The organism is Serratia rubidaea (assembly GCF_016026735.1).
GTDB lineage: Bacteria > Pseudomonadota > Gammaproteobacteria > Enterobacterales > Enterobacteriaceae > Serratia_B > Serratia_B rubidaea.
In genome coordinates this window covers 3,952,818-3,971,746 of sequence record NZ_CP065640.1, presented here as the reverse complement: position 1 = coordinate 3,971,746, position 18,929 = coordinate 3,952,818, and the positions used below count along the sequence as shown (strand labels likewise).

The window sequence follows — 18,929 nt, the reverse complement described above, 5'->3', positions numbered from 1 at the left end:
GCTCCAGACGATCCGCGGCCTGCATGGCGGCGGCGAAAAAACGCGCGCCCTACCATTAAAGCTCTACCATATCTGTGAAATAAGTCTCATACTTGCGCATCTTTATTGGTTCCAGGGTCAATAAAGCGACCGGCCGATCGCTATTTTCGGCTCGGTTAAACAAAAAACAGAATGCTTTTTGAGATTTGGCTTATTCTCAAAATGAAGCTTTTTTAATTCACGGTGGTTAATTCTATGGAAAAAAAACACCCCTCATCCATCCTGATCCTATTAACAGCGCTGTTCGCTGCGTTAAGCGGCGTATATCTGTTAGTCGGCGGGATATGGTTGACCAAACTGGGCGGCTCGTTCTATTACATCGTCGCCGGTGTGGTAATGTTAATAACCGCATGGCTGTTGTACCGTCGCCGTGCTACTGCCCTGTTGCTGTACGCCCTGTTCCTGCTGGGCACGGTGATTTGGGCGCTGTGGGAAGTCGGCCCTGACTTCTGGGCGCTGACGCCGCGTCTCGACGTCACCTTCTTCTTCGGTCTGTGGATGGTGCTGCCGTTCATTTACCGCAAACTGGTTGCCGGCGGCAAACTGGCCTACGGCGCGCTGAGCGCGGTGCTGGTGCTGACCGTGGCGGTGCTGGCCTACGCGGTGTTCAACGACCCGCAGGAGATCCACGGCACGCTGGATCCGGCGCAGACGCAGGCGGTGGTCGATCAGGCCGCGCAGGCTGACGCCGCAGACTGGCCGGCCTACGGCCGCACCCAGGAAGGCACCCGCTACTCGCCGCTGAAGCAGATCAACGACAAGAACGTTGCTCAGCTGAAAGAAGCCTGGACCTTCCGCACCGGCGATCTGAAAACCGAGAATGACCCGGGCGAGATCACCAACGAAGTGACGCCGATTAAAATCCGCGACACGCTGTATCTGTGCACCGCGCACCAGAAACTGTTTGCGCTGGACGCCGCCACCGGTAAAGAGAAGTGGCAGTTCGATCCGCAGCTCAAATACAACTCAACCTTCCAGCACATCACCTGCCGCGGCGTTTCTTATCATGAAACTCCGGCTGCGGCGCAGGCCGATGCCAACCATACGCCGGCAGCCCAGTGCGCCCGCCGCATTATCATGCCGGTGAACGACGGCCGTCTGTTTGCGCTGGATGCCGAAACCGGCAAACGTTGCGCGGACTTCGCCGACAACGGCGAGCTGAACCTGCAAAGCAACATGCCGCATGCGACGCCGGGCCACTATGAGCCGACCTCGCCGCCGGTGGTCACCGACAAAGTGATCGTCATCGCCGGTGCGGTAACCGATAACTACTCTAACCGCGAACCTTCCGGGGTTATCCGCGGCTTTGACGTCAACAGCGGCAAACTGCTGTGGGCCTTCGACCCGGGCAGCGCCGATCCGAACAAGATCCCGGCCGACGAACACCACTTCGTGCCGAACTCGCCGAACTCCTGGGCGCCGGCGGCCTATGACGCCAAGCTGGATATGGTTTACCTGCCGATGGGCGTGTCCACTCCGGATATCTGGGGCGGCGACCGCACGCCGGAAATGGAGCGCTACGCCACCGGTCTGCTGGCGCTGCACGCCAGCACCGGTAAACTGGCCTGGTTCCACCAGACCGTGCACCACGACCTGTGGGACATGGATATCCCAGCCCAGCCGACGCTGGCGGATATCACCGGTAAAGACGGCAAGAAAGTGCCGGTGATTTACGTACCGACCAAAACCGGCGATATCTTTGTGCTGAACCGCACCAACGGTGAGCTGGTGGTGCCGGCGCCGGAACGTCCGGTGCCACAGGGCCCGGCGAAAGGCGACCGTCTGTCACCGACGCAGCCGTTCTCCGCCCTGACCTTCCGTCCGGCGGAAAAACTGACCGGTGCGGACACCTGGGGCGCCACCATCTACGATCAGCTGGTGTGCCGCGTGATGTTCCACAGCCTGCGCTATGAAGGCATTTTCACCCCGCCGTCCGAGCAAGGCACGCTGGTGTTCCCGGGCAACCTGGGGATGTTTGAATGGGGCGGCCTGTCGGTGGATACCGACCGTCAGGTGGCGATCGCCAACCCGATGGCGCTGCCGTTCGTCTCCAAACTGATTCCGCGCGGTCCGGGCAACCCGATCGAGCCGGATGAAAACGCCAAAGGCGGCAGCGGCTCCGAGTCCGGCATTCAGCCGCAGTACGGCGTACCGTACGGCGTAGAGCTGAATCCGTTCCTGTCGCCGCTGGGCTTCCCGTGCAAACAGCCGGCCTGGGGTTACATCTCGGCGGTCGATCTGAAAACCAACCAGATCGTGTGGAAGAAACGTATCGGCACCGTGCGCGACAGCTCGCCGGTCCCGCTGCCGTTTAAAATGGGTATGCCGATGCTGGGCGGTCCGGTGACCACCGCGGGCAATATCTTCTTTATCGGCGCGACCGCGGATAACTACCTGCGTGCGTTTAACGTCAGCAACGGCGATAAACTGTGGGAAGCGCGTCTGCCGGCCGGCGGCCAGGCAACGCCGATGACCTATCAGGTTAACGGCAAGCAGTATGTAGTGATCGCCGCAGGCGGCCACGGCTCGTTCGGCACCAAGCTGGGCGACTACATCGTCGCTTACGCCCTGCCTGACGGCACCGAAAGCAAGTAATCTGACGCGCTGACGCGTGTGAGTACCGCAGATGGCCGCCCCGCAGGGCGGCCATTTTTTTGTCTGCCATTCCTGAAACCCTGTCTCATCTCCACAGGGCGCGCCGGAAAACAGCCTGAGCTTGTGCTGCTGATTTTTTCAGCATAACGAGGTATGCTTGTATGCATACCGCGAGTATGTATACAGAGGTGCATGATGAAGCAGCGTATTACCGTGACGATCGACAGCGACAATTACCGGGTGCTTAAAGAGGCCGATGTGAATATATCCGGATTGGTCAACAGGGCCATGCAGAATGAAGCCCGGCGTCTGCGTGCCGAACGCTGGCGTGCTGAAAATCGGGAGGGGATGGACGAAGTGGCCCGCTTTATTGAAATGAATGGCTCGTTTGCTGACGAAAACCGGGACTGGTGAGATGCAGTTCCGCGTTTACACCTACCAGCGTGAGAGCCGCTACAGTCTGTTTGTGGATGTCCAGAGTGATATTATCGATACGCCCGGCCGGCGGATGGTTATCCCGCTGGTCAGCGCCCGGCAGCTGTCAGACAAGGTTCCGTATGAACTGTATCCGCTAGTACAGATCGCCAATGAAAGCTACCGTCTGATGACGACGGAGATGGCCAGCGTTCCGGCTTCGGTAACCGGCGATGAAGTCGCCGACCTCAGCCCGTGGGAGACGGAAATTAAGGATGCGATTAACCTGATGTTCTGGGGGATCTGAGGATCCGGTGAGCCAATGGCCGTTGCGCTCTGCCGCACAAATCGCCGTTTGGCACCGGCGGCGGTTGCCCTGTCCCGGCAGATCGGGGAACATAGACATTCACCTGCCGATATAGTGAAACCATGATGACCCCCTTACCGCCCCGCGCCGTATTTGACGGCCATAACGACCTGCTGCTCAAACTGTGGCTCGAACATCCCGACGATCCGGCCGGCGCTTTTTACCAACAGGTCCCAGGCGGCCACCTCGACTATCCGCGCATGCGGCGCGGCGGCTTTGCCGGCGGGCTGTTCGCGGTGTTTATCCCGCCCGTGGCGTATGTCGCCCAGCAGCGCGGACAGAGCGAAGCGCAGGTGCAGAGCTATTTCGATCCGCTGACCATCGTCGAACAGCAGATCGCCATCATGTATCAGCTGGAACAGGCGGCGCCGGAACGGCTGCGCATCTGCCGCACGGCCGACGATATCCGCCAGTGCCGGGCCAGCGGGCAGATTGCCGCGGTGCTGCATATTGAGGGCGCCGGCGCGCTGGACGCGGAGCTGTCGCAGCTGGAGCATTTCTACCGGCTGGGCGTACGCAGCATAGGGCCGTTCTGGAACGTGCCTAACGCCTTCGGCGAAGGGATCCGCGGCGCGTTTCCCGGATCGCCGGACAGCGGCCCCGGCCTGACCGCCGCCGGCAAGGCGCTGATCGCCGCCTGCAACCGCCGGCGCATCATGATCGACGTCTCACATATGAACGAAAAGGCCTTCTGGGACACCGCCGCCCTCAGCGACGCGCCGCTGGTGGCAACCCACTCCAACGCCCATGCGCTCTGCCCGCAGCCGCGCAACCTCACCGACGCCCAGCTGGACGCCATTGCCCGCAGCGGCGGCATGGTCGGCGTCAATTTCGGCACCGCCTTTTTGCGCGCCGACGGCAAACGGGACAGCGCCAACACCGATTTGACCGAAATTGTTAAACATATTGAGTTTTTAATCGCTAAACTTGGTGAAGATCACGTTGGCTTCGGCTCGGATTTTGACGGTGTGAATGTGCCGCAGCCGCTGGCGGACGTCAGCGGGCTGCCGGCGCTGATGGAGGCGCTGGCGCAGGCGGGGTTTGACCAGCCGCTGCTGGACAAGCTCTGCTGGGACAATTGGCTTAAAACGCTAACTGTCAACTGGCGCGCATAGCCAAAAACTTTTACCCTTTAAAGGTTGCGAAGTTCATCACATTTATTCAACATCGCAGCGGCCGGATGTAAACGGTTTTCTTAATGGGCGTTTTTTGCCCACGACAATAAAATAGGAGTATGACATATGACCACCTGGACCAAACCTGAATTCGTCGACCTGCGCCTGGGCCTGGAAGTGACGCTGTACATTTCCAACCGTTAATTGCCCGTCATGCCCGCCCCGTGCGGGCATCTCTTTGGTTTCCCCTTATCTGGTCCACACATGCAGATTAAAGTTCTCGGCTCTGCGGCAGGCGGCGGTTTCCCCCAGTGGAACTGCAACTGCAAGAATTGTCAGGGCGTGCGTAACAACACCATCAAGGCGTCGCGCCGCACCCAGTCCTCCATCGCCATCAGCGACGACGGTAAAAATTGGGTGCTGTGCAACGTCTCCCCCGATATCTGCCATCAGCTGCTGGCTTCGCCTGAATTGAATAACCCCGACGTGCTGCGCGGCACCGGCATCGGTTCGATCATTCTGACCGATAGCCAAATCGATCACAGCGCGGGTTTACTCAATTTGCGTGAAGGCTGCCCGCACCACGTCTGGTGCACCCGCGAAGTGCACGACGACCTGAGCAACGGCTTCCCGCTGTTCACCATGCTGTCGCACTGGAACGGCGGGCTGATCCACCACCCGGTCGAACCGCTGGCGAGCTTCCAGACCGCGGTCTGCCCGACCATCCGCTTTACCGCCATCCCGCTGCTGAGCAACGCGCCGCCCTATTCGCAGTATCGTCACCGTCCGCTGCCGGGCCATAACGTCGCGCTGTTCGTCGAAGACACCGCGCGCGGCAGCAGCCTGCTGTATGCGCCGGGGCTGGGCGAGCCGGACGACGCCCTGCTGCCGTGGCTGCAGCGCGCCGACTGCCTGCTGATTGACGGCACGCTGTGGCGCGACAATGAGCTGGCGGACACCGGCGTCGGCCGCAACACCGGCAAGGACATGGGCCATTTGGCGCTGGCGGAAGAACAGGGTCTGGCGGCGCTGCTGGCCTCGCTGCCGGCAAAACGCAAAATCCTGATCCATATTAATAATACCAATCCGATCCTGGACGAAGATTCCGCCGAGCGTCACAGCCTGACGCAGGCCGGCATCGAAGTGAGCTGGGACGGTATGAACATCGACCTGTAGGTTAACGCCATGACACAGCAACCCCCCCTTTCCCCGGCCGAATTTGAAGCGGCGCTGCGGGCGAAAGGCGCGTATTACCATATTCATCATCCGTACCATATCGCCATGCACAACGGCGAGGCGACGCGCGAGCAGATCCAGGGCTGGGTCGCCAACCGCTTCTACTATCAGACCAGCATCCCGATCAAGGACGCGGCGATTATGGCCAACTGCCCGCAGCCGGACGTGCGGCGCAAATGGGTGCAGCGCATCCTCGACCACGACGGCTACGGCGGCAGCGAAGGCGGCATCGAAGCCTGGCTGCGGCTGGGGGAAGCGGTGGGCCTGCAGCGCGATACCCTGCTGTCCGAAGAGCTGGTGCTGCCGGGCGTACGCTTCGCCGTTGACGCCTACGTCAACTTCGCCCGCCGCGCCTGCTGGCAGGAAGCGGCCTGCAGCTCGCTGACCGAACTGTTTGCGCCGCAGATCCATCAGGCGCGCCTCGACAGCTGGCCGCAGCACTATCAGTGGATCGAAGCCGAAGGCTACGACTATTTCCGCAGCCGCCTCGGCCAGGCCAACCGCGACGTGGAGCACGGGCTGGCGCTGGCGCTAGAGTACTGCGACAGCGTCGAGAAGCAGCAGCGTATGCTGGAGATCCTGCAGTTTAAACTGGATATTCTGTGGAGCATGCTGGACGCCATGACCATGGCCTATTCCCTGAACCGAGCGCCGTACCACACCGTGACCGATGCGCGGGCGTGGCATACCCAGAGGCTGGTGTAATGACGTTGAATCCTGAACAGACCCCGATGTTCCGCCGCGGCTACCGCCTGCAGTGGGAAGAGGTGCAGCAGAGCCATGTGATTCTGTACCCTGAAGGCATGGCTAAACTGAACGACAGCGCCGCCGCCATTTTGCAACTGGTGGACGGCAAGTCGACGCTGCAGGGCATTATCGACCAGCTGAACGCGCGCTTTCCCGGCGCCGACGGGCTGGCGCAGGACGTACTGGATTTTTTCCAGCGCGCCTATGAGCAAAAATGGGTAATTTTCCGTGACTGAACATGCTGTAAAACCGTCGGTCAACCCGCCGCTGTGGCTGCTGGCGGAGCTGACCTACCGCTGCCCGCTGCAGTGCCCCTACTGCTCCAACCCGCTCGACTTCGCCGCGCAGGAGCAGGAGCTGACCACCGAGCAGTGGATTGAGGTGTTCCGCCAGGCGCGGGCGATGGGCAGCGTGCAGCTGGGCTTCTCCGGCGGCGAGCCGCTGGTGCGCAAAGACCTGCCGGAGCTGATCGCCGCGGCGCGCGATCTGGGGTTCTATACCAACCTGATCACCTCCGGCATCGGGCTGACGGAGAAAAAGCTGCAGACCTTCGCCGACGCCGGTCTGGACCATATCCAGATCAGCTTCCAGGCCAGCGATGAAACGCTAAACGCGGCGCTGGCCGGCAACCCGAAGGCCTTCCAGCAGAAGTTGGCGATGGCGAAAGCGGTCAAGGCGCTGGGCTACCCGATGGTGCTCAACTTTGTGCTGCACCGGCATAATATTGACCAGATCGACCGCATTATCGAGCTGGCGATCCAGCTGGAGGCCGACGACGTGGAGCTGGCGACCTGCCAGTTTTACGGCTGGGCGCAGCTGAACCGAGAAGGCCTGCTGCCGACCCGCGAGCAGATTGCCGATGCGGAACAGGTGGTGCAGCGCTACCGCGAGAAAATGGCCGACAGCGGCAACCTGGCCAACCTGCTTTTCGTCACGCCGGACTATTACGAAGAGCGGCCGAAAGGCTGTATGGGCGGCTGGGGCGCGATCTTCCTCAGCGTGACGCCGGAAGGTATGGCGTTACCCTGTCACAGCGCCCGCCAGCTGCCGGTGAAGTTCCCGTCGGTGCTGGAGCACAGCCTGGAGCATATCTGGTATGAATCGTTCGGCTTTAACCGCTACCGCGGCTACGACTGGATGCCGGAGCCTTGCCGCTCCTGCCCGGAAAAAGAGCAGGACTACGGCGGCTGCCGCTGCCAGGCGTTTATGCTGACCGGCGACGCCAGCAATGCCGATCCGGTCTGTTCCAAGTCACCGCACCACGGCACGATTCTGGCGGCGCGCGAGGCGGCGAACCAGACGCAGATCGGCATCGATCAGCTGCGGTTCCGCAACCGTACCAACTCACAGCTGATCTTTAAAGGTCAGGCCTGAACATGTCCCAGCCCCCGCTCACGCTGCGGCTCGCGAGCGGCCTGCGGCTTAAGCTGCTCGCCGATGCCGCCGCGCCGCGCGCGGCGGCGTTGATGCAGATTGACGCCGGCAGTTACCACGAACCGTCGGACTGGCCGGGGCTGGCGCACCTGCTGGAGCATATGCTGTTTCGCGGCAGTCACACCTTTGACGGCGACCAGCGGCTGATGAGCTGGGTGCCGGCCCACGGCGGCCGCCTCAACGCCACCACCCGCGAAACCGCGACCCACTTCTTTTTTGAGCTTGACGGCGAACGCTTCGCCGACGGCCTGGCGCGGCTGATCGACATGCTGGCCGCCCCGCTGCTGGCCCTGCCGGCGCTGGCGCAGGAGGTTGAGGTGATCGACGCCGAATACCAGCTGCTGTGCCAAGACGCCGATACGCTGTGCGAGGCCGCGCAGCAGCAGGCGTTTGACGGCATTGCCGCCATGCGGCGTTTTACCGTCGGCAACCGCCGGGCGTTTGGCGACGATATGCCGGCGCTGTGCGCCGCCCTGCGTGATTTCCACCGCCGCCATTACCACACGGCGAATATGACGCTGTGGCTGCAGGCGCCGCTGCCGCTTGCGCAGCTGCGGCAGCTGGCGGAAACGCTGACGCAGCCGCTGCCGTCCTGCGTCGTCGCCGACAGCACGGCGGCACCACGGCTGATCCCGCGTGACGATCGTCGGCTGAATTTGCCGGGACTGCCGCAGCTGCGTTTCACCTTTGCGCTTAACGCGGCGGATGCCGCCGCCCGTGACGGGCTGCGCCTGCTGGACGCGCTGCTGCAGGACGAAGCGCCCGGCAGCCTGATGGCGCACCTGCGCCGCAGCGCCTGCTGCGATGCCGTCCGCCTGCAGCATACCCCCTGCGCCGACGATCGCGCGCTGCTGACGTTTATCTTCAGCGTCAACCGCGGCAGCGCGGCGGAGGCGGCAATCATTGAAAACGCCCTGCTGGGCTGGCTGCAGCAGCTGCCGTCGCTCAGCGCCGCGCAGCGTGAACACTACGCCCGGCGCGGCAATCAGGACTTTATGCGACTGACGCCGCTTGACCAGCTGCGGGCGCGGGCATTCGGCCTGCCGCCGCTGGCGGAAAATGCGCCGTGGCCAGCCTGTCTGGCCGAACTGACGGCCGGCAACCTGCGCCGCCTGTTGGTCAGCGCCGAGACGGCCGCCGAATCGCGAATGGTGCAGGGGTTGCCGCTGGCGCTGACGCCTTTTGTCGCCGCCCACAGCGCGCGCCGGCCGCCGGATTACCGTTTCTACCCGCGCCACGACGCCCCGTCGACGCCGTTGGCGCTGCCTACGGAACGCGCGCCGCTGAGCTGGCGCGCCGACGGCGATCATCCGCCGGTGCTGCTGCTGCGCCCCGCGCCGTCTACGCCGCTGGCGTCCGAACAGGCCGCGTTGCTGACGTCGGCGCTGCGCACGCTGGCGGCAGAAATTACCCATCAGGGCGGTTCGCTCGGCTTCACGCAGAGTTACGGCGTCTGGACGCTGCAAGTGTCCGGCGACGCGCCGCTGCTGTGCCGGGCGCTCAGTCAGATCAATCAGCGCCTGACCACTCTTGACGATGCACTTAAGCAGGAGGCGGCGCTCAGCTGGCAGCGTACGCAGCTGCGCGCTCAGGGCGAAATCGCCGTGCGCCGTCTGGCGGCGCAATTGCCGGAGGTGCTGGCGCCGCCGGTCGACGCGGTGAGCTGGCAGGCGACGCTGTTTGCCGGCGATGCGGCGCTGCATCAGCAGCTCAGTCAGCTGCTCTCCGCCTTTCCGGCGCCGATCGTCACCGCGCAGGATGTCATGCCGATCGCCGCCGCGCCGCCGGTGCGGCTTAGCGACGACCGCGCCGATGACCGCACGCTGCTGCTGTTCTATCCGCTGGCGGACGCCACGCCGACGGCGCGGCTGGCGCTGCGGTTGCTGGCGCAGCTGTATGCGCCCCGCTTCTTCCAGCGGCTGCGCGTCGAGCTGAATATCGGCTACGTGGCGCACTGCGCCTATCACCGCTGCGCCGATCGCGACGGCATGCTGTTTGCCTTACAGTCGCCGCGCTGCAGTCTTGAGCAGTTACACAACTATACCCATGAGTTTTTACAGCAGATGAGGCAGGAATTAGCCGCGCTGGACGCAACGGCGCTGCAGCAGGCGAAACAGACGCTGGCGCAGAGCCTGCAATCCGCCGCCGGCGATTATTGGCAGCGCACGCGGGACGAGGTGTTGGAACAGCGGCCGGACGCCGCCGCGCTGGCGGCGCTGGATTTGCCGGCGCTGCTTGACGGACAGCGCCGGTTGTTTACTGCGGACTGAATGAGCGTTTAGGTCGCGACATCCTGGATAAATTCCAGACACACAGCGCTGCCATCCTATAACGGTAGTCCGTCGTCGCGACGCCATGCCTCAGATCTAAATCTTCACATTAATCATTTTTATACGACACATATCTGTAACGACAAAAAACGAATCAAATGGTACAATGCCTGTCTTAACGGTCTCATCGCCCCGCCATGCCCCGCTTCGGTGGCGCAATGCCGGCCAGCGATTACACTTTGTTAACACATGACGATAGGTAATATGATTCGGGAGAGTCACTGATATGTCTGATATAAATGCCCGACCGGGCATGAAAATATGGTGCGTGTTATTGGGGATCGTCCTCGCCGCCACCGGGCTGTTTTTCGCCATTGCCGGCGGCAAGCTGGTCTCGCTGGGCGGCAGCTGGTACTTCCTGATCGCCGGCGTGGTGACGCTGTTGGCGGCCATCCAGCTGTTCCGCCGCCGCTCGTCGGCGGTAGTGCTGTTCCTGCTGGTGTTTATCGGCACCCTGATTTGGTCGGTGATTGACGCCGGCTTCGACTTCTGGCCGCTGGTGTCGCGCCTGATGGTGCCGACCGGCCTGATGCTGCTGGCGTTTCTCACCTGGCCGGCGCTGCGCAAGGCGGAAGGTAAAGCGCCGCTGGGCAAACTCTCCTATCTGCTGTCGGCGCTGTTGGCCGTTGGTATGGGCGTGACCTTTGTGCAGATGTTCCAGCCGCATCCGACCGTGGCCTTTAGCGGCGAGCAGCTGCCGCTGGTGCCGGTGGATAAAGCCAAACAGCAGAAAGACTGGGACAACTACGGCAATACGCCGGGCGGCGACCGTTTTGTGGCGCTGGACCAGATCACCCGCGACAACGTTAAAGATCTGAAAGTGGCCTGGACCTTCCACACCGGCGACATCCCGCTTAGCCCGGACGGCAACGGCGCGGAAGATCAGCAGACGCCGCTGCAGGTCGGCAACCGCATTTTCCTCTGCACCCCGCACAATAACGTGATTGCGGTTGACGTCGACAGCGGCAAACAGATCTGGAAGCGTGAAATCAACGCCCAGTCTCAGGTCTGGAACCGCTGCCGCGGCCTGGCCTATTTCGACGTTAACAAGCCGATTCCGCAGCCGAGCGTTCCCGGCTCCACCCCTGCCGCGCCGGTAGCGCTGGCGGCCGGTGACAGCTGCCAGCGTCGTATCCTGATGAACACCATCGATGCTCGCTTGGTGGCGATTAACGCCGACAACGGCGAGTTCTGCCAGCACTTTGGCCAGAACGGCATCGTCGATCTGAAAGCCGGCCTCGGCGACGCCGCCGATCCGAAATATCAGCTGACCTCCGCGCCGACCCTGGCCGGCACCACCGTGGTGGTGGGCGGCCGCGTGGCGGATAACGTTCAGACCGATATGCCCGGCGGCGTACTGCGCGGCTTTGACGTCATCACCGGCGCCATGCGCTGGGCGTTCGACCCGGGCAACGACGACCCGAATGCGGCGTTGAAGCCGGGCCAGCACTATGTGCGCAGCACCCCGAACTCCTGGGCGCCGATGTCCTACGACCCGGCGATGAACACCGTGTTCCTGCCGATGGGCAGCTCGTCGGTGGACCTGTGGGGCGCCAACCGCACCAAGCTGGACCACAAATATGGCGCGTCCATCCTGGCGCTGGACGCCACCACCGGCAAAGAGAAATGGGTCTACCAGACCGTGCATAACGATCTGTGGGACTTCGATATCCCGATGCAGCCGAGCCTGATCGACTTCCCGATGAAGGACGGTAGCACCAAACCGGCGCTGGTGTTTGGTGCGAAAACCGGCCAGATCTTCGTGCTGGATCGCCATACCGGCAAGCCGCTGACCGAGGTCAAAGAGCTGCCGGTGAACACCCGCAATATCCCGAACGAGCAGTATTCCGCCACCCAGCCGTTCTCGGTCGGCATGCCGCAGATTGGCGCGCAGAAGCTCAGCGAATCGGATATGTGGGGCGCCACGCCGTTCGATCAGCTGATGTGCCGCATCAGCTTTAAATCGATGCGCTACGACGGGCTGTTTACCGCACCGGACACCGACGTCTCCCTCAGCTTCCCCGGCTCGCTCGGCGGCATGAACTGGGGCGGCCTGTCGGTTGATCCGAACAACCACTATATCTTCGCCAACGATATGCGTCTGGGCCTGTGGGTGCAGATGATTCCGCAGAAGCAGGAAGACGCCAACGCGCCGGCCAGCAACGGCGGTGAGTCGGTGAATACCGGTATGGGCGCGGTGCCGCTGAAAGGCACGCCGTATGCGGTAAACAAAAACCGCTTTATGTCGCCACTGGGCATTCCGTGCCAGAAGCCGCCGTTCGGCACCCTGTCCGCCATCGATCTGAAGACCCAGAAAGTGGTCTGGCAGGTACCGGCCGGCACCGTGCAGGACACCGGCCCGTTCGGCATCAAAATGCATGCGCAGATGCCGGTCGGCATGCCGACGCTGGGCGGTACGCTGGCCACTCAGGGCGGCCTGGTGTTTATCGCCGGTACGCAGGATTACTACCTGCGCGCCTTTGACTCGTCCACCGGTAAAGAGGTGTGGAAAGCGCGCCTGCCGGTCGGCAGCGGCGGCACTCCGATGAGCTATATCTCACCGGAAACCGGCAAGCAGTACATCCTGATCTCCGCCGGCGGCGCACGTCAGTCGCCGGATCGCGGCGATTACGTGATTGCCTACGCGCTGGATAAATAATCCCGCCCCGTAAGATGAGATAGCCCGCTTGGTAATCAAGCGGGCTTTTTTATGCCTTCTCTGCCGCTGTCGCGTCAGCCGACGGTCAGCACAATTTTGCCGATATGTTTACCGCTGTCCATTTCCTGATGGGCGCGCGCCACATCGTCTAATGGCCAGGTCTGGTAGATCAGCGGCGGGCGGCACTGGCCGCTTTCCAGCAGCGGCCAGACGTGCTGCTGCAGCTCACGGGCAATCTGCGCTTTTTCCGCTTTGCTGCGGGCGCGCATGGTGGAACCGGTCACCCGCGCGCGCTTGAGCACCAGCTTCATCAGGTTGGCCTTTTCCGCCTCGACGCCGCCGAGGAAACCGATAATAATCAGCTGGCCGTCCTTCTTCAGCACCTCGATATTCTGGTTAAAGTAGCTGCCGCCCATAATATCCAGCACCGCGTCAACGCCGACGCCGTTGGTGTGCCGGGCAATCGCCGCCACAAAATCTTCGCTGCGGTAGTTGATGCCGATGCCGCCCAGTTCGGCGATGGCGGCGCATTTCTCATCGCTGCCGGCGGTGGCGTAGGCGGTGATGCCCAGCGCCCGGCACAGCATCAGCGCCGTGGTGCCGATACCGCTGGTGCCGCCGTGGATCAGTACGCTGTCGCCCGGCTTCACCCGCTGGTCGGCCAGCAGGTTGGCCCAGACGGTGAAGAAGGTTTCCGGCAGCGCCGCCGCCTGCTCCATGCTGAACACCTGCGGTACCGGCAGCAGTTGGGTTTCCGGCACCACGCAGTACTCGGCATAGCCGCCGCCGTCGGTCAGCGCGCAGACGTTAGCGCCCAGGGCAAAACGCGTCGCCCCTTCTCCGCGCGCCACGATCTCGCCGGCGATCTCCAGGCCGGGGATCGGCGTCACGCCGGCGGGCATCGGATATAATCCCTGCCGCTGCATAATATCAGGGCGGTTAATCCCCGCCGCCCGGACGCGCACCAACACTTCACCGGCGCCGGGACGCGGCAGCTCCGCGCTGACCGCCTGTAATACCTCAGGGCCGCCGGCCTCGCGGATAATGATTTGCTTCATACTGGCCGGCAGCGCCGTGCCGTTCGTTTCAACTGACATACCATGATCCCGTTTTACGTTAACTCTGTTACCATTTAGCTTAAACTTGGTACACACAGGCCACAAATGCCAGTTTTAGAATTCATTGTTGCAATATTGGAACGTAAAGATGCAGAACCTGGATGATATGTATTACTTTGCCCGCGTGGTCGAACACGGCGGCTTCAGCGCCGCCGGGCGCGCGCTGGGAATCCCCAAATCACGGTTAAGCAGACGCATCAATGCGCTGGAAGAGCGGCTGGAGATCAAACTGATCAACCGCTCCACCCGGCAGTTCTCCGTCACCGAGCTGGGCCACGCCTACTACCGCCACTGTATGGAGCTGACCGCCGCGGCGGAGGCGGCGCAGGCGATCGTGCACCAGAGCCAGACCGAACCGAAAGGCGGCATCCGCATCGCCTGCCCGACGGCGCTGCTGAATTTTCTGGTGACCGGCATGCTGGCGCGCTATATGAAGCGCTATCCGAACGTTGAGATCTATCTGGAGAGCACCAACCGCCAGGTGGATATTCTGCGGGAAGGCTTTGACCTGGCGCTGCGTATCGACGTGCCGCCGCTGCCCGACAGCGGATTGGCGAGCAAACGGCTGTCGCCCTGCACTTATCAACTGGTCGCCAGCCCGCAGCTGCTGGAAAAGTACGGCGCCATCGGCGATCCGGCGGCGCTCGACCGCTACCCCAGCCTGTCGGTCACCACCGCCTATCAGTCGCACGAATGGCAGCTGCACGGCCCCGACGGCGCCGAACGCCGTATCCGCCACAGCCCCAATCTGGTGACCGACGATATGATCACCCTGCGCCGCGCGGCGCTGGAAGGCCGCGGCGTGGTGCAGCTGCCGACCTTTGTGGTGTATAAGGATCTCAAGCGCGGCAAACTGCGCACGGTGCTGCCGGCCTGGCAGCCGAAACCGGCGGAGGTGAACGCCCTGTTCCCGTCGCGGCGCGGCCTGATGCCCGCCATCCGCAGCCTGCTGGATGCGCTGACGGAGGAGTTCGCCCATATTGATGTGGCCGCCCTGTACGCCCGCTACCAGCAGAGCGGCGACGGCGACGCCTGTATCCTGATGGATGAGTCCTGACCGCCGGGCAGCGCTAGCCGATAACCAGAATGCCCAGGCGCTCCATCAGCTGCGCCGCCTGCTCGCTGTCCAGCTTCACCCCTTGCAGGTCAACGCCGCGCACGTCCAGCTCGCCCAACTGCGAGTTGGTCAGGTCGCAATGGGTGATATCGGCGGCGCGCCAGTCGAAGGCGTCAAATTCACCGCCGGACAGATCGGAGCCGCTGAAATTCGCCCCCAGCACCTGCGCGCCCTGCCAGCGGTTTTCCCACAGCTCGCACTTTTCCAGCACCACTTTCGAAAAGTTGGCGTAACTCAGGTTGCTCTTGGTGATGTAGGCGCTGCAAAACCAGGTGCGTGCGGTGATCATGTTCATAAAGCTGGCGCCGCGAAAATCCGCGCCCTGCGCCCGGCATTCACGGATTTCAATGCCTAACGCGCTGACGTTTCTGAAGTCCGCCATGGATAAGTCACAGCTTTGGAAGCTGGCGTCCTTCAGCTGCGCGCGGTTGAAGCTGCACCCGAGCCGGCTGTCGCGGTCGTAGAAGGTGCAGCCGATAAACTCGCTGCCGGTCAGGTCCGCCCCCGAAAAATCACAGTTGTGAAAGGTCGCATTTTCCGTTTTTGCGCCGGTAAAGCGGTTGCGGTCGATCTTTTCGCCATCCAGGGTCAGCGTCATAGCAAGTACCTGTTTATCCATACATATATTGCGTATTGTAGCCCCCTTTTTGCCGCCGGGTAAACTGGATAATAGCGTCCGGCCTGTGTTATTATTCGCCACGTTTCCTTTTCCCATATCACCCTGAGGCATTGATGCTGGAGCATGTAATCATCTGATAATTGGTTTCCCATTTCTCTGAAAACGGGACTGATTATCACCACGCTAAAACTTTTTACGCTGACACCCGGTGTCGGTTCGTTTTTGCATATGATGATTACAGGTAATTAACAGCATGAATATCTCCCGTCAGGAACAGCGGACGCTTCACGTCCTCGCCAAAGGCGGACACATCGTCCACACCCGGGCCGCCTCCGGCCGCGTAATTGCAGTGGAATGTTACAGTCGTGAAGGACTGTTGCTGAGCGACTGCACGCTTACGGTATTCAAAAAACTGCGGACGAAGAGACTGATTAAGTCAGTCAATGGCCAGCCGTACCGCATCAATACCACCGGCTTGGCGCACGTCCGCGCGCAGCTCGACAATCGTTAAAACCCCATTGCCTACCGGCGCGATCGGCTCCGCCGGTAGGCTTATTGACGTGACAGCAATATCTATCAGGTAATGATATGAACATAACCATTAGTTTAGAAACCCCGCAGGATATCCCCCAGGTGCAGCAGGTGATTGCTGACGCTTTCGGCTCCCACGAAGAAGCGGCATTGGTGAATCAGCTGCGCCAAGACCCAGGTTGGCTCCCAGCGCTGTCGCTGGTTGCCAAAGACCGCCATGGTGCGGTTATCGGCCACGTTGTCTGCACCCGCGCCAGCGTCGGCGCCCATCCGGCGGTAACGTTGGCGCCGCTGTCGGTGCATCCGGCGCATCAGGGTTCCGGCGTCGGCAGCGCACTCATGCTGACCTGCATTGAGGCAGCGCGCGCCGCCGGCGAGAAAATCATCACCGTTCTTGGGCATCCGCAGTATTACCCGCGTTTTGGCTTTATGCCGGCGGCCGGCTGTGGGGTGACCTGCCGCCTCAATAACGGCCCTGACGACGCCAAAATGGTGATGTCACTGGATGGCGCGCCGATTCCGCCCGGCGAAATGGGGTTTTGCCGCCCGATGACCGAGGCGATTCAGGCCTATCAGCCGGCGGCGGATAACCCGCCGGCAACGAATTAAGACCTCCACCCGCAGCGCCTGATAATAAGGCGCTGTTTTTTCGGTCGATATAGGCGAACCCGTATTGAAACGGCACGGAGATTAGGTAGTATCCGCTGTGCGAATTATGCACAGCGGCATAGTGAACAGGGACAGGAAGGATTCTTAGGGATGAGCAGAGCAAGGGTTAGGGTATCGGCAATCGTGCTTGTTGCCATTGGCGCTATGTTCGCCTTCGCCTGGCCCTATATAAAAATGGAATTTGCCGGTAGCGCATACTATACCCAGCAAGATAGTCGGGAATATGCGTTCTACACGCCTGAACTGCTGAAAAACATGCCGCGTATCGCGGAGCACTACAGATTTGAGTTTGGTAACGTCAGCGGGCCGGAGGCGCAGGTCTTTACTGTTAGATTCGACAACGCAACGGATACAAGCAAGATTCGCAGTTACCTAGCGTCTGCGGGCTATCAACCACAGTCGCGATGCGACGTTGAAGCAGAGTGCTGGCGCACTCCGCAGTCCAAAGATGTTGTGACCTTGATTAAATATACTTCGCCAAATAGCGTTGTGGTTCAAATCTACCGCAGCCCATATATAGAGTAAGCACTATGCCTTCCACCCCATCAGCAGCGCGCCGGCAACCAGCAGCGCCGCGGCAATCAGCCGCTGTGCGGAGAGCGGTTGAACGGTCATCGCCAACCAGCCGGTGCCGTCCAGCAGCATCGCCACCACCACCTGTCCGACCATCACCAGCGCAATCATACCGGCAGCGCCGATCTTCGGAGCGACGGCGGTGGTGGCCGACAGCACAACCGCACCGCATACGCCGCCCAGCCAGGCCCAATACGGCAGGCCGGCCATCTGCGACAGCTTCGGCCAGGGTTTACCGGCGGCCAGGGCCAACAGCGCCAGAATCAGCGCCACCGCCAACGCGGAGATGGACGCCGCCCACAGCGGCCCGCCAACCGCTCGACCCAGTCTGGCGTTAACCGCGGCCTGCAGCGGCAGCATCGCGCCGGCGGCAAGCGCCAGCGCCGGATAAAGACCATTCATAACGTCGCCCAGAATGCCGTTAGCTCATCCGCTATACGGCCGGGCGCCTCTTCCGGCAGATAGTGTCCAGCTCCGGCAATCACCCCGCCGCTGACGCGGTGCGCCAGCCCTGCCATTGCTTTAACGATGCCGTCGCCCACGCCGCGCTCGGCGCCCAGCGCCAACACCGGCAGCTGCAGACGCGTCTCAGCCCGACGCTGGTTAGCGGCCACGCCCGCCGGGGAAAAGGCCGCCTGATAATAGGCCGAAGCGGCGGCCAGCGCGCCGGGCGCCGCCAGCTGACGGGCGTATACGGCAATATCCTCCGGCGCAATCGTCCAGCCGCGCAGCGTTTTGGCGCGGAACAGCCAGGTCAGAAAGGCGCTTTCTTTGCCGCTAATCAATATCTCCGGCAGATCGTCCAGGCGGTTAAAGGCAAAGTGCCAGCTGCGCAGGTTGGCCTCGGCGGCATCCAGATCGTTGCGCGGCGTCGACAGGCCGGGGATAAGCGCATCCATCACCGTCAGGCTGCGGAAATCCTGCGGCCAGTCGCTGGCGCAGGCGTAGGCGATCCAGCTGCCGACGTCGTGCCCGACCAGATCAATCGGGCCGTCCGTCAGCAGGCCGCTGGCGACGGCGAACTCATGCACTTCCGCCGCAACGGTTTGCAGATCATAGTCGCCGCGCGGCGCATCGCTCTCGCCCATGCCGCGCGGATCTAACGCGATGACCCGGCGTCCTGCCGCCGCCAGCTGCACCATCAGGTAGCGCCAGGCATACCAGCTCTGCGGCCAGCCGGGGATCAGCAGTACCGGCTCGCCCTCGCCGCCGGCGACGTAGTGCAGATTAACGCCGCGCACCGTACAGGCGCCGTGGTGAAACCTGGCCCAAAAATCGGTGCGGGTAAAAAACTCTGCGCCGACGTGCGCCGGCATGTCGTGATGGTCAGACATCGTATCCTCCTTTAAATGGAAATAATCATTTC

19 protein-coding genes are annotated in these 18,929 nt (G+C 62.1%); 15 read left to right on the top strand and 4 right to left on the bottom strand.

The genetic code is table 11. The features are described 5' to 3' along the window. Positions 1 to 234: 234 nt before the first annotated feature. The 11 genes from I6G83_RS18620 (at position 235) to I6G83_RS18570 (ending at position 12,936) form a co-directional block, all read left to right on the top strand. Positions 235 to 2,634: a glucose/quinate/shikimate family membrane-bound PQQ-dependent dehydrogenase gene (locus I6G83_RS18620; RefSeq protein WP_054305390.1), complete on the top strand. Its 2,400-nt coding sequence runs from the start codon at positions 235 to 237 to the stop codon at positions 2,632 to 2,634. Positions 2,635 to 2,829: 195 nt separating this feature from the next. Next, positions 2,830 to 3,048 carry a type II toxin-antitoxin system antitoxin CcdA gene (gene ccdA / locus I6G83_RS18615; protein WP_054305389.1) on the top strand — a complete coding sequence of 73 codons (219 nt, stop codon included), beginning with the start codon at positions 2,830 to 2,832 and terminating at the stop codon, positions 3,046 to 3,048. A 1-nt stretch (position 3,049) separates the two neighbouring features. Beyond that, positions 3,050 to 3,355, top strand: coding sequence for a type II toxin-antitoxin system toxin CcdB (ccdB, locus tag I6G83_RS18610; protein WP_054305388.1), 306 nt, complete (start codon positions 3,050 to 3,052; stop codon positions 3,353 to 3,355). 122 nt (positions 3,356 to 3,477) lie between these two features. Next, positions 3,478 to 4,530 (top strand): dipeptidase, encoded by a 1,053-nt coding sequence (locus I6G83_RS18605; protein ID WP_152972177.1) that lies wholly within the window; start codon positions 3,478 to 3,480, stop codon positions 4,528 to 4,530. Positions 4,531 to 4,656: 126 nt separating this feature from the next. Beyond that, entirely contained in the window at positions 4,657 to 4,734 is a 78-nt protein-coding gene (pqqA, locus tag I6G83_RS18600) for a pyrroloquinoline quinone precursor peptide PqqA (protein ID WP_004937827.1), read from the top strand. Positions 4,735 to 4,794: 60 nt separating this feature from the next. Continuing rightward, on the top strand, positions 4,795 to 5,706 hold the full coding sequence (gene pqqB / locus I6G83_RS18595; protein WP_054305386.1) for a pyrroloquinoline quinone biosynthesis protein PqqB: 912 nt from the start codon (positions 4,795 to 4,797) through the stop codon (positions 5,704 to 5,706). 9 nt (positions 5,707 to 5,715) lie between these two features. After that, a complete protein-coding gene (gene pqqC, locus I6G83_RS18590; RefSeq protein WP_054305385.1) occupies positions 5,716 to 6,471 on the top strand; it encodes a pyrroloquinoline-quinone synthase PqqC in 756 nt (251 codons plus the stop codon). Continuing rightward, entirely contained in the window at positions 6,471 to 6,749 is a 279-nt protein-coding gene (pqqD, locus tag I6G83_RS18585) for a pyrroloquinoline quinone biosynthesis peptide chaperone PqqD (RefSeq protein WP_054305384.1), read from the top strand. Before pqqC ends, pqqD begins: the two co-directional genes overlap by 1 nt. Next, a complete protein-coding gene (gene pqqE, locus I6G83_RS18580; RefSeq protein WP_015672380.1) occupies positions 6,742 to 7,887 on the top strand; it encodes a pyrroloquinoline quinone biosynthesis protein PqqE in 1,146 nt (381 codons plus the stop codon). The genes pqqD and pqqE overlap by 8 nt, the downstream gene beginning before the upstream one ends. 2 nt (positions 7,888 to 7,889) lie before the next feature. After that, the gene (gene pqqF, locus I6G83_RS18575; RefSeq protein WP_072186085.1) at positions 7,890 to 10,217 is read left to right on the top strand and encodes a pyrroloquinoline quinone biosynthesis protein PqqF; all 2,328 of its coding nucleotides are present in this window, start codon (positions 7,890 to 7,892) and stop codon (positions 10,215 to 10,217) included. 286 nt (positions 10,218 to 10,503) lie between these two features. Next, positions 10,504 to 12,936 (top strand): glucose/quinate/shikimate family membrane-bound PQQ-dependent dehydrogenase, encoded by a 2,433-nt coding sequence (locus I6G83_RS18570; protein ID WP_054305383.1) that lies wholly within the window; start codon positions 10,504 to 10,506, stop codon positions 12,934 to 12,936. 74 nt (positions 12,937 to 13,010) lie between these two features. On the opposite strand, the gene I6G83_RS18565 is transcribed toward I6G83_RS18570, so the two are convergent. After that, entirely contained in the window at positions 13,011 to 13,994 is a 984-nt protein-coding gene (locus I6G83_RS18565) for an NAD(P)H-quinone oxidoreductase (RefSeq protein ID WP_054305397.1), read from the bottom strand. A 148-nt stretch (positions 13,995 to 14,142) separates the two neighbouring features. Between I6G83_RS18565 and I6G83_RS18560 the strand changes: the two genes are divergently transcribed. Continuing rightward, entirely contained in the window at positions 14,143 to 15,111 is a 969-nt protein-coding gene (locus I6G83_RS18560) for a LysR substrate-binding domain-containing protein (protein ID WP_054305382.1), read from the top strand. 13 nt (positions 15,112 to 15,124) lie between these two features. Here the strand turns inward: I6G83_RS18560 and I6G83_RS18555 are convergent, their stop codons facing one another. Then, positions 15,125 to 15,769, bottom strand: a complete 645-nt coding sequence (locus tag I6G83_RS18555; RefSeq protein ID WP_054305396.1) for a Qnr family pentapeptide repeat protein — start codon at positions 15,767 to 15,769, stop codon at positions 15,125 to 15,127. Between the two features lie 274 nt (positions 15,770 to 16,043). Between I6G83_RS18555 and I6G83_RS18550 the strand changes: the two genes are divergently transcribed. The 3 genes from I6G83_RS18550 to I6G83_RS18540 all read left to right on the top strand — a co-directional run bounded on the left by I6G83_RS18550 (position 16,044) and on the right by I6G83_RS18540 (position 17,515). Further along, positions 16,044 to 16,301 (top strand): YjhX family toxin, encoded by a 258-nt coding sequence (locus tag I6G83_RS18550; RefSeq protein WP_054305381.1) that lies wholly within the window; start codon positions 16,044 to 16,046, stop codon positions 16,299 to 16,301. A gap of 77 nt (positions 16,302 to 16,378) precedes the next feature. After that, positions 16,379 to 16,930, top strand: a complete 552-nt coding sequence (locus I6G83_RS18545; RefSeq protein ID WP_054305380.1) for a GNAT family N-acetyltransferase — start codon at positions 16,379 to 16,381, stop codon at positions 16,928 to 16,930. Positions 16,931 to 17,080: 150 nt separating this feature from the next. Then, positions 17,081 to 17,515: a hypothetical protein gene (locus I6G83_RS18540; RefSeq protein WP_054305379.1), complete on the top strand. Its 435-nt coding sequence runs from the start codon at positions 17,081 to 17,083 to the stop codon at positions 17,513 to 17,515. Between the two features lie 3 nt (positions 17,516 to 17,518). On the opposite strand, the gene I6G83_RS18535 is transcribed toward I6G83_RS18540, so the two are convergent. Both I6G83_RS18535 and I6G83_RS18530 read right to left on the bottom strand, forming a co-directional pair. Next, positions 17,519 to 17,965 (bottom strand): DMT family transporter, encoded by a 447-nt coding sequence (locus I6G83_RS18535; RefSeq protein WP_054305378.1) that lies wholly within the window; start codon positions 17,963 to 17,965, stop codon positions 17,519 to 17,521. Continuing rightward, entirely contained in the window at positions 17,962 to 18,897 is a 936-nt protein-coding gene (locus I6G83_RS18530) for an alpha/beta fold hydrolase (RefSeq protein ID WP_082394642.1), read from the bottom strand. The genes I6G83_RS18535 and I6G83_RS18530 overlap by 4 nt, the downstream gene beginning before the upstream one ends. Between the last annotated feature and the right edge of the window lie 32 nt (positions 18,898 to 18,929).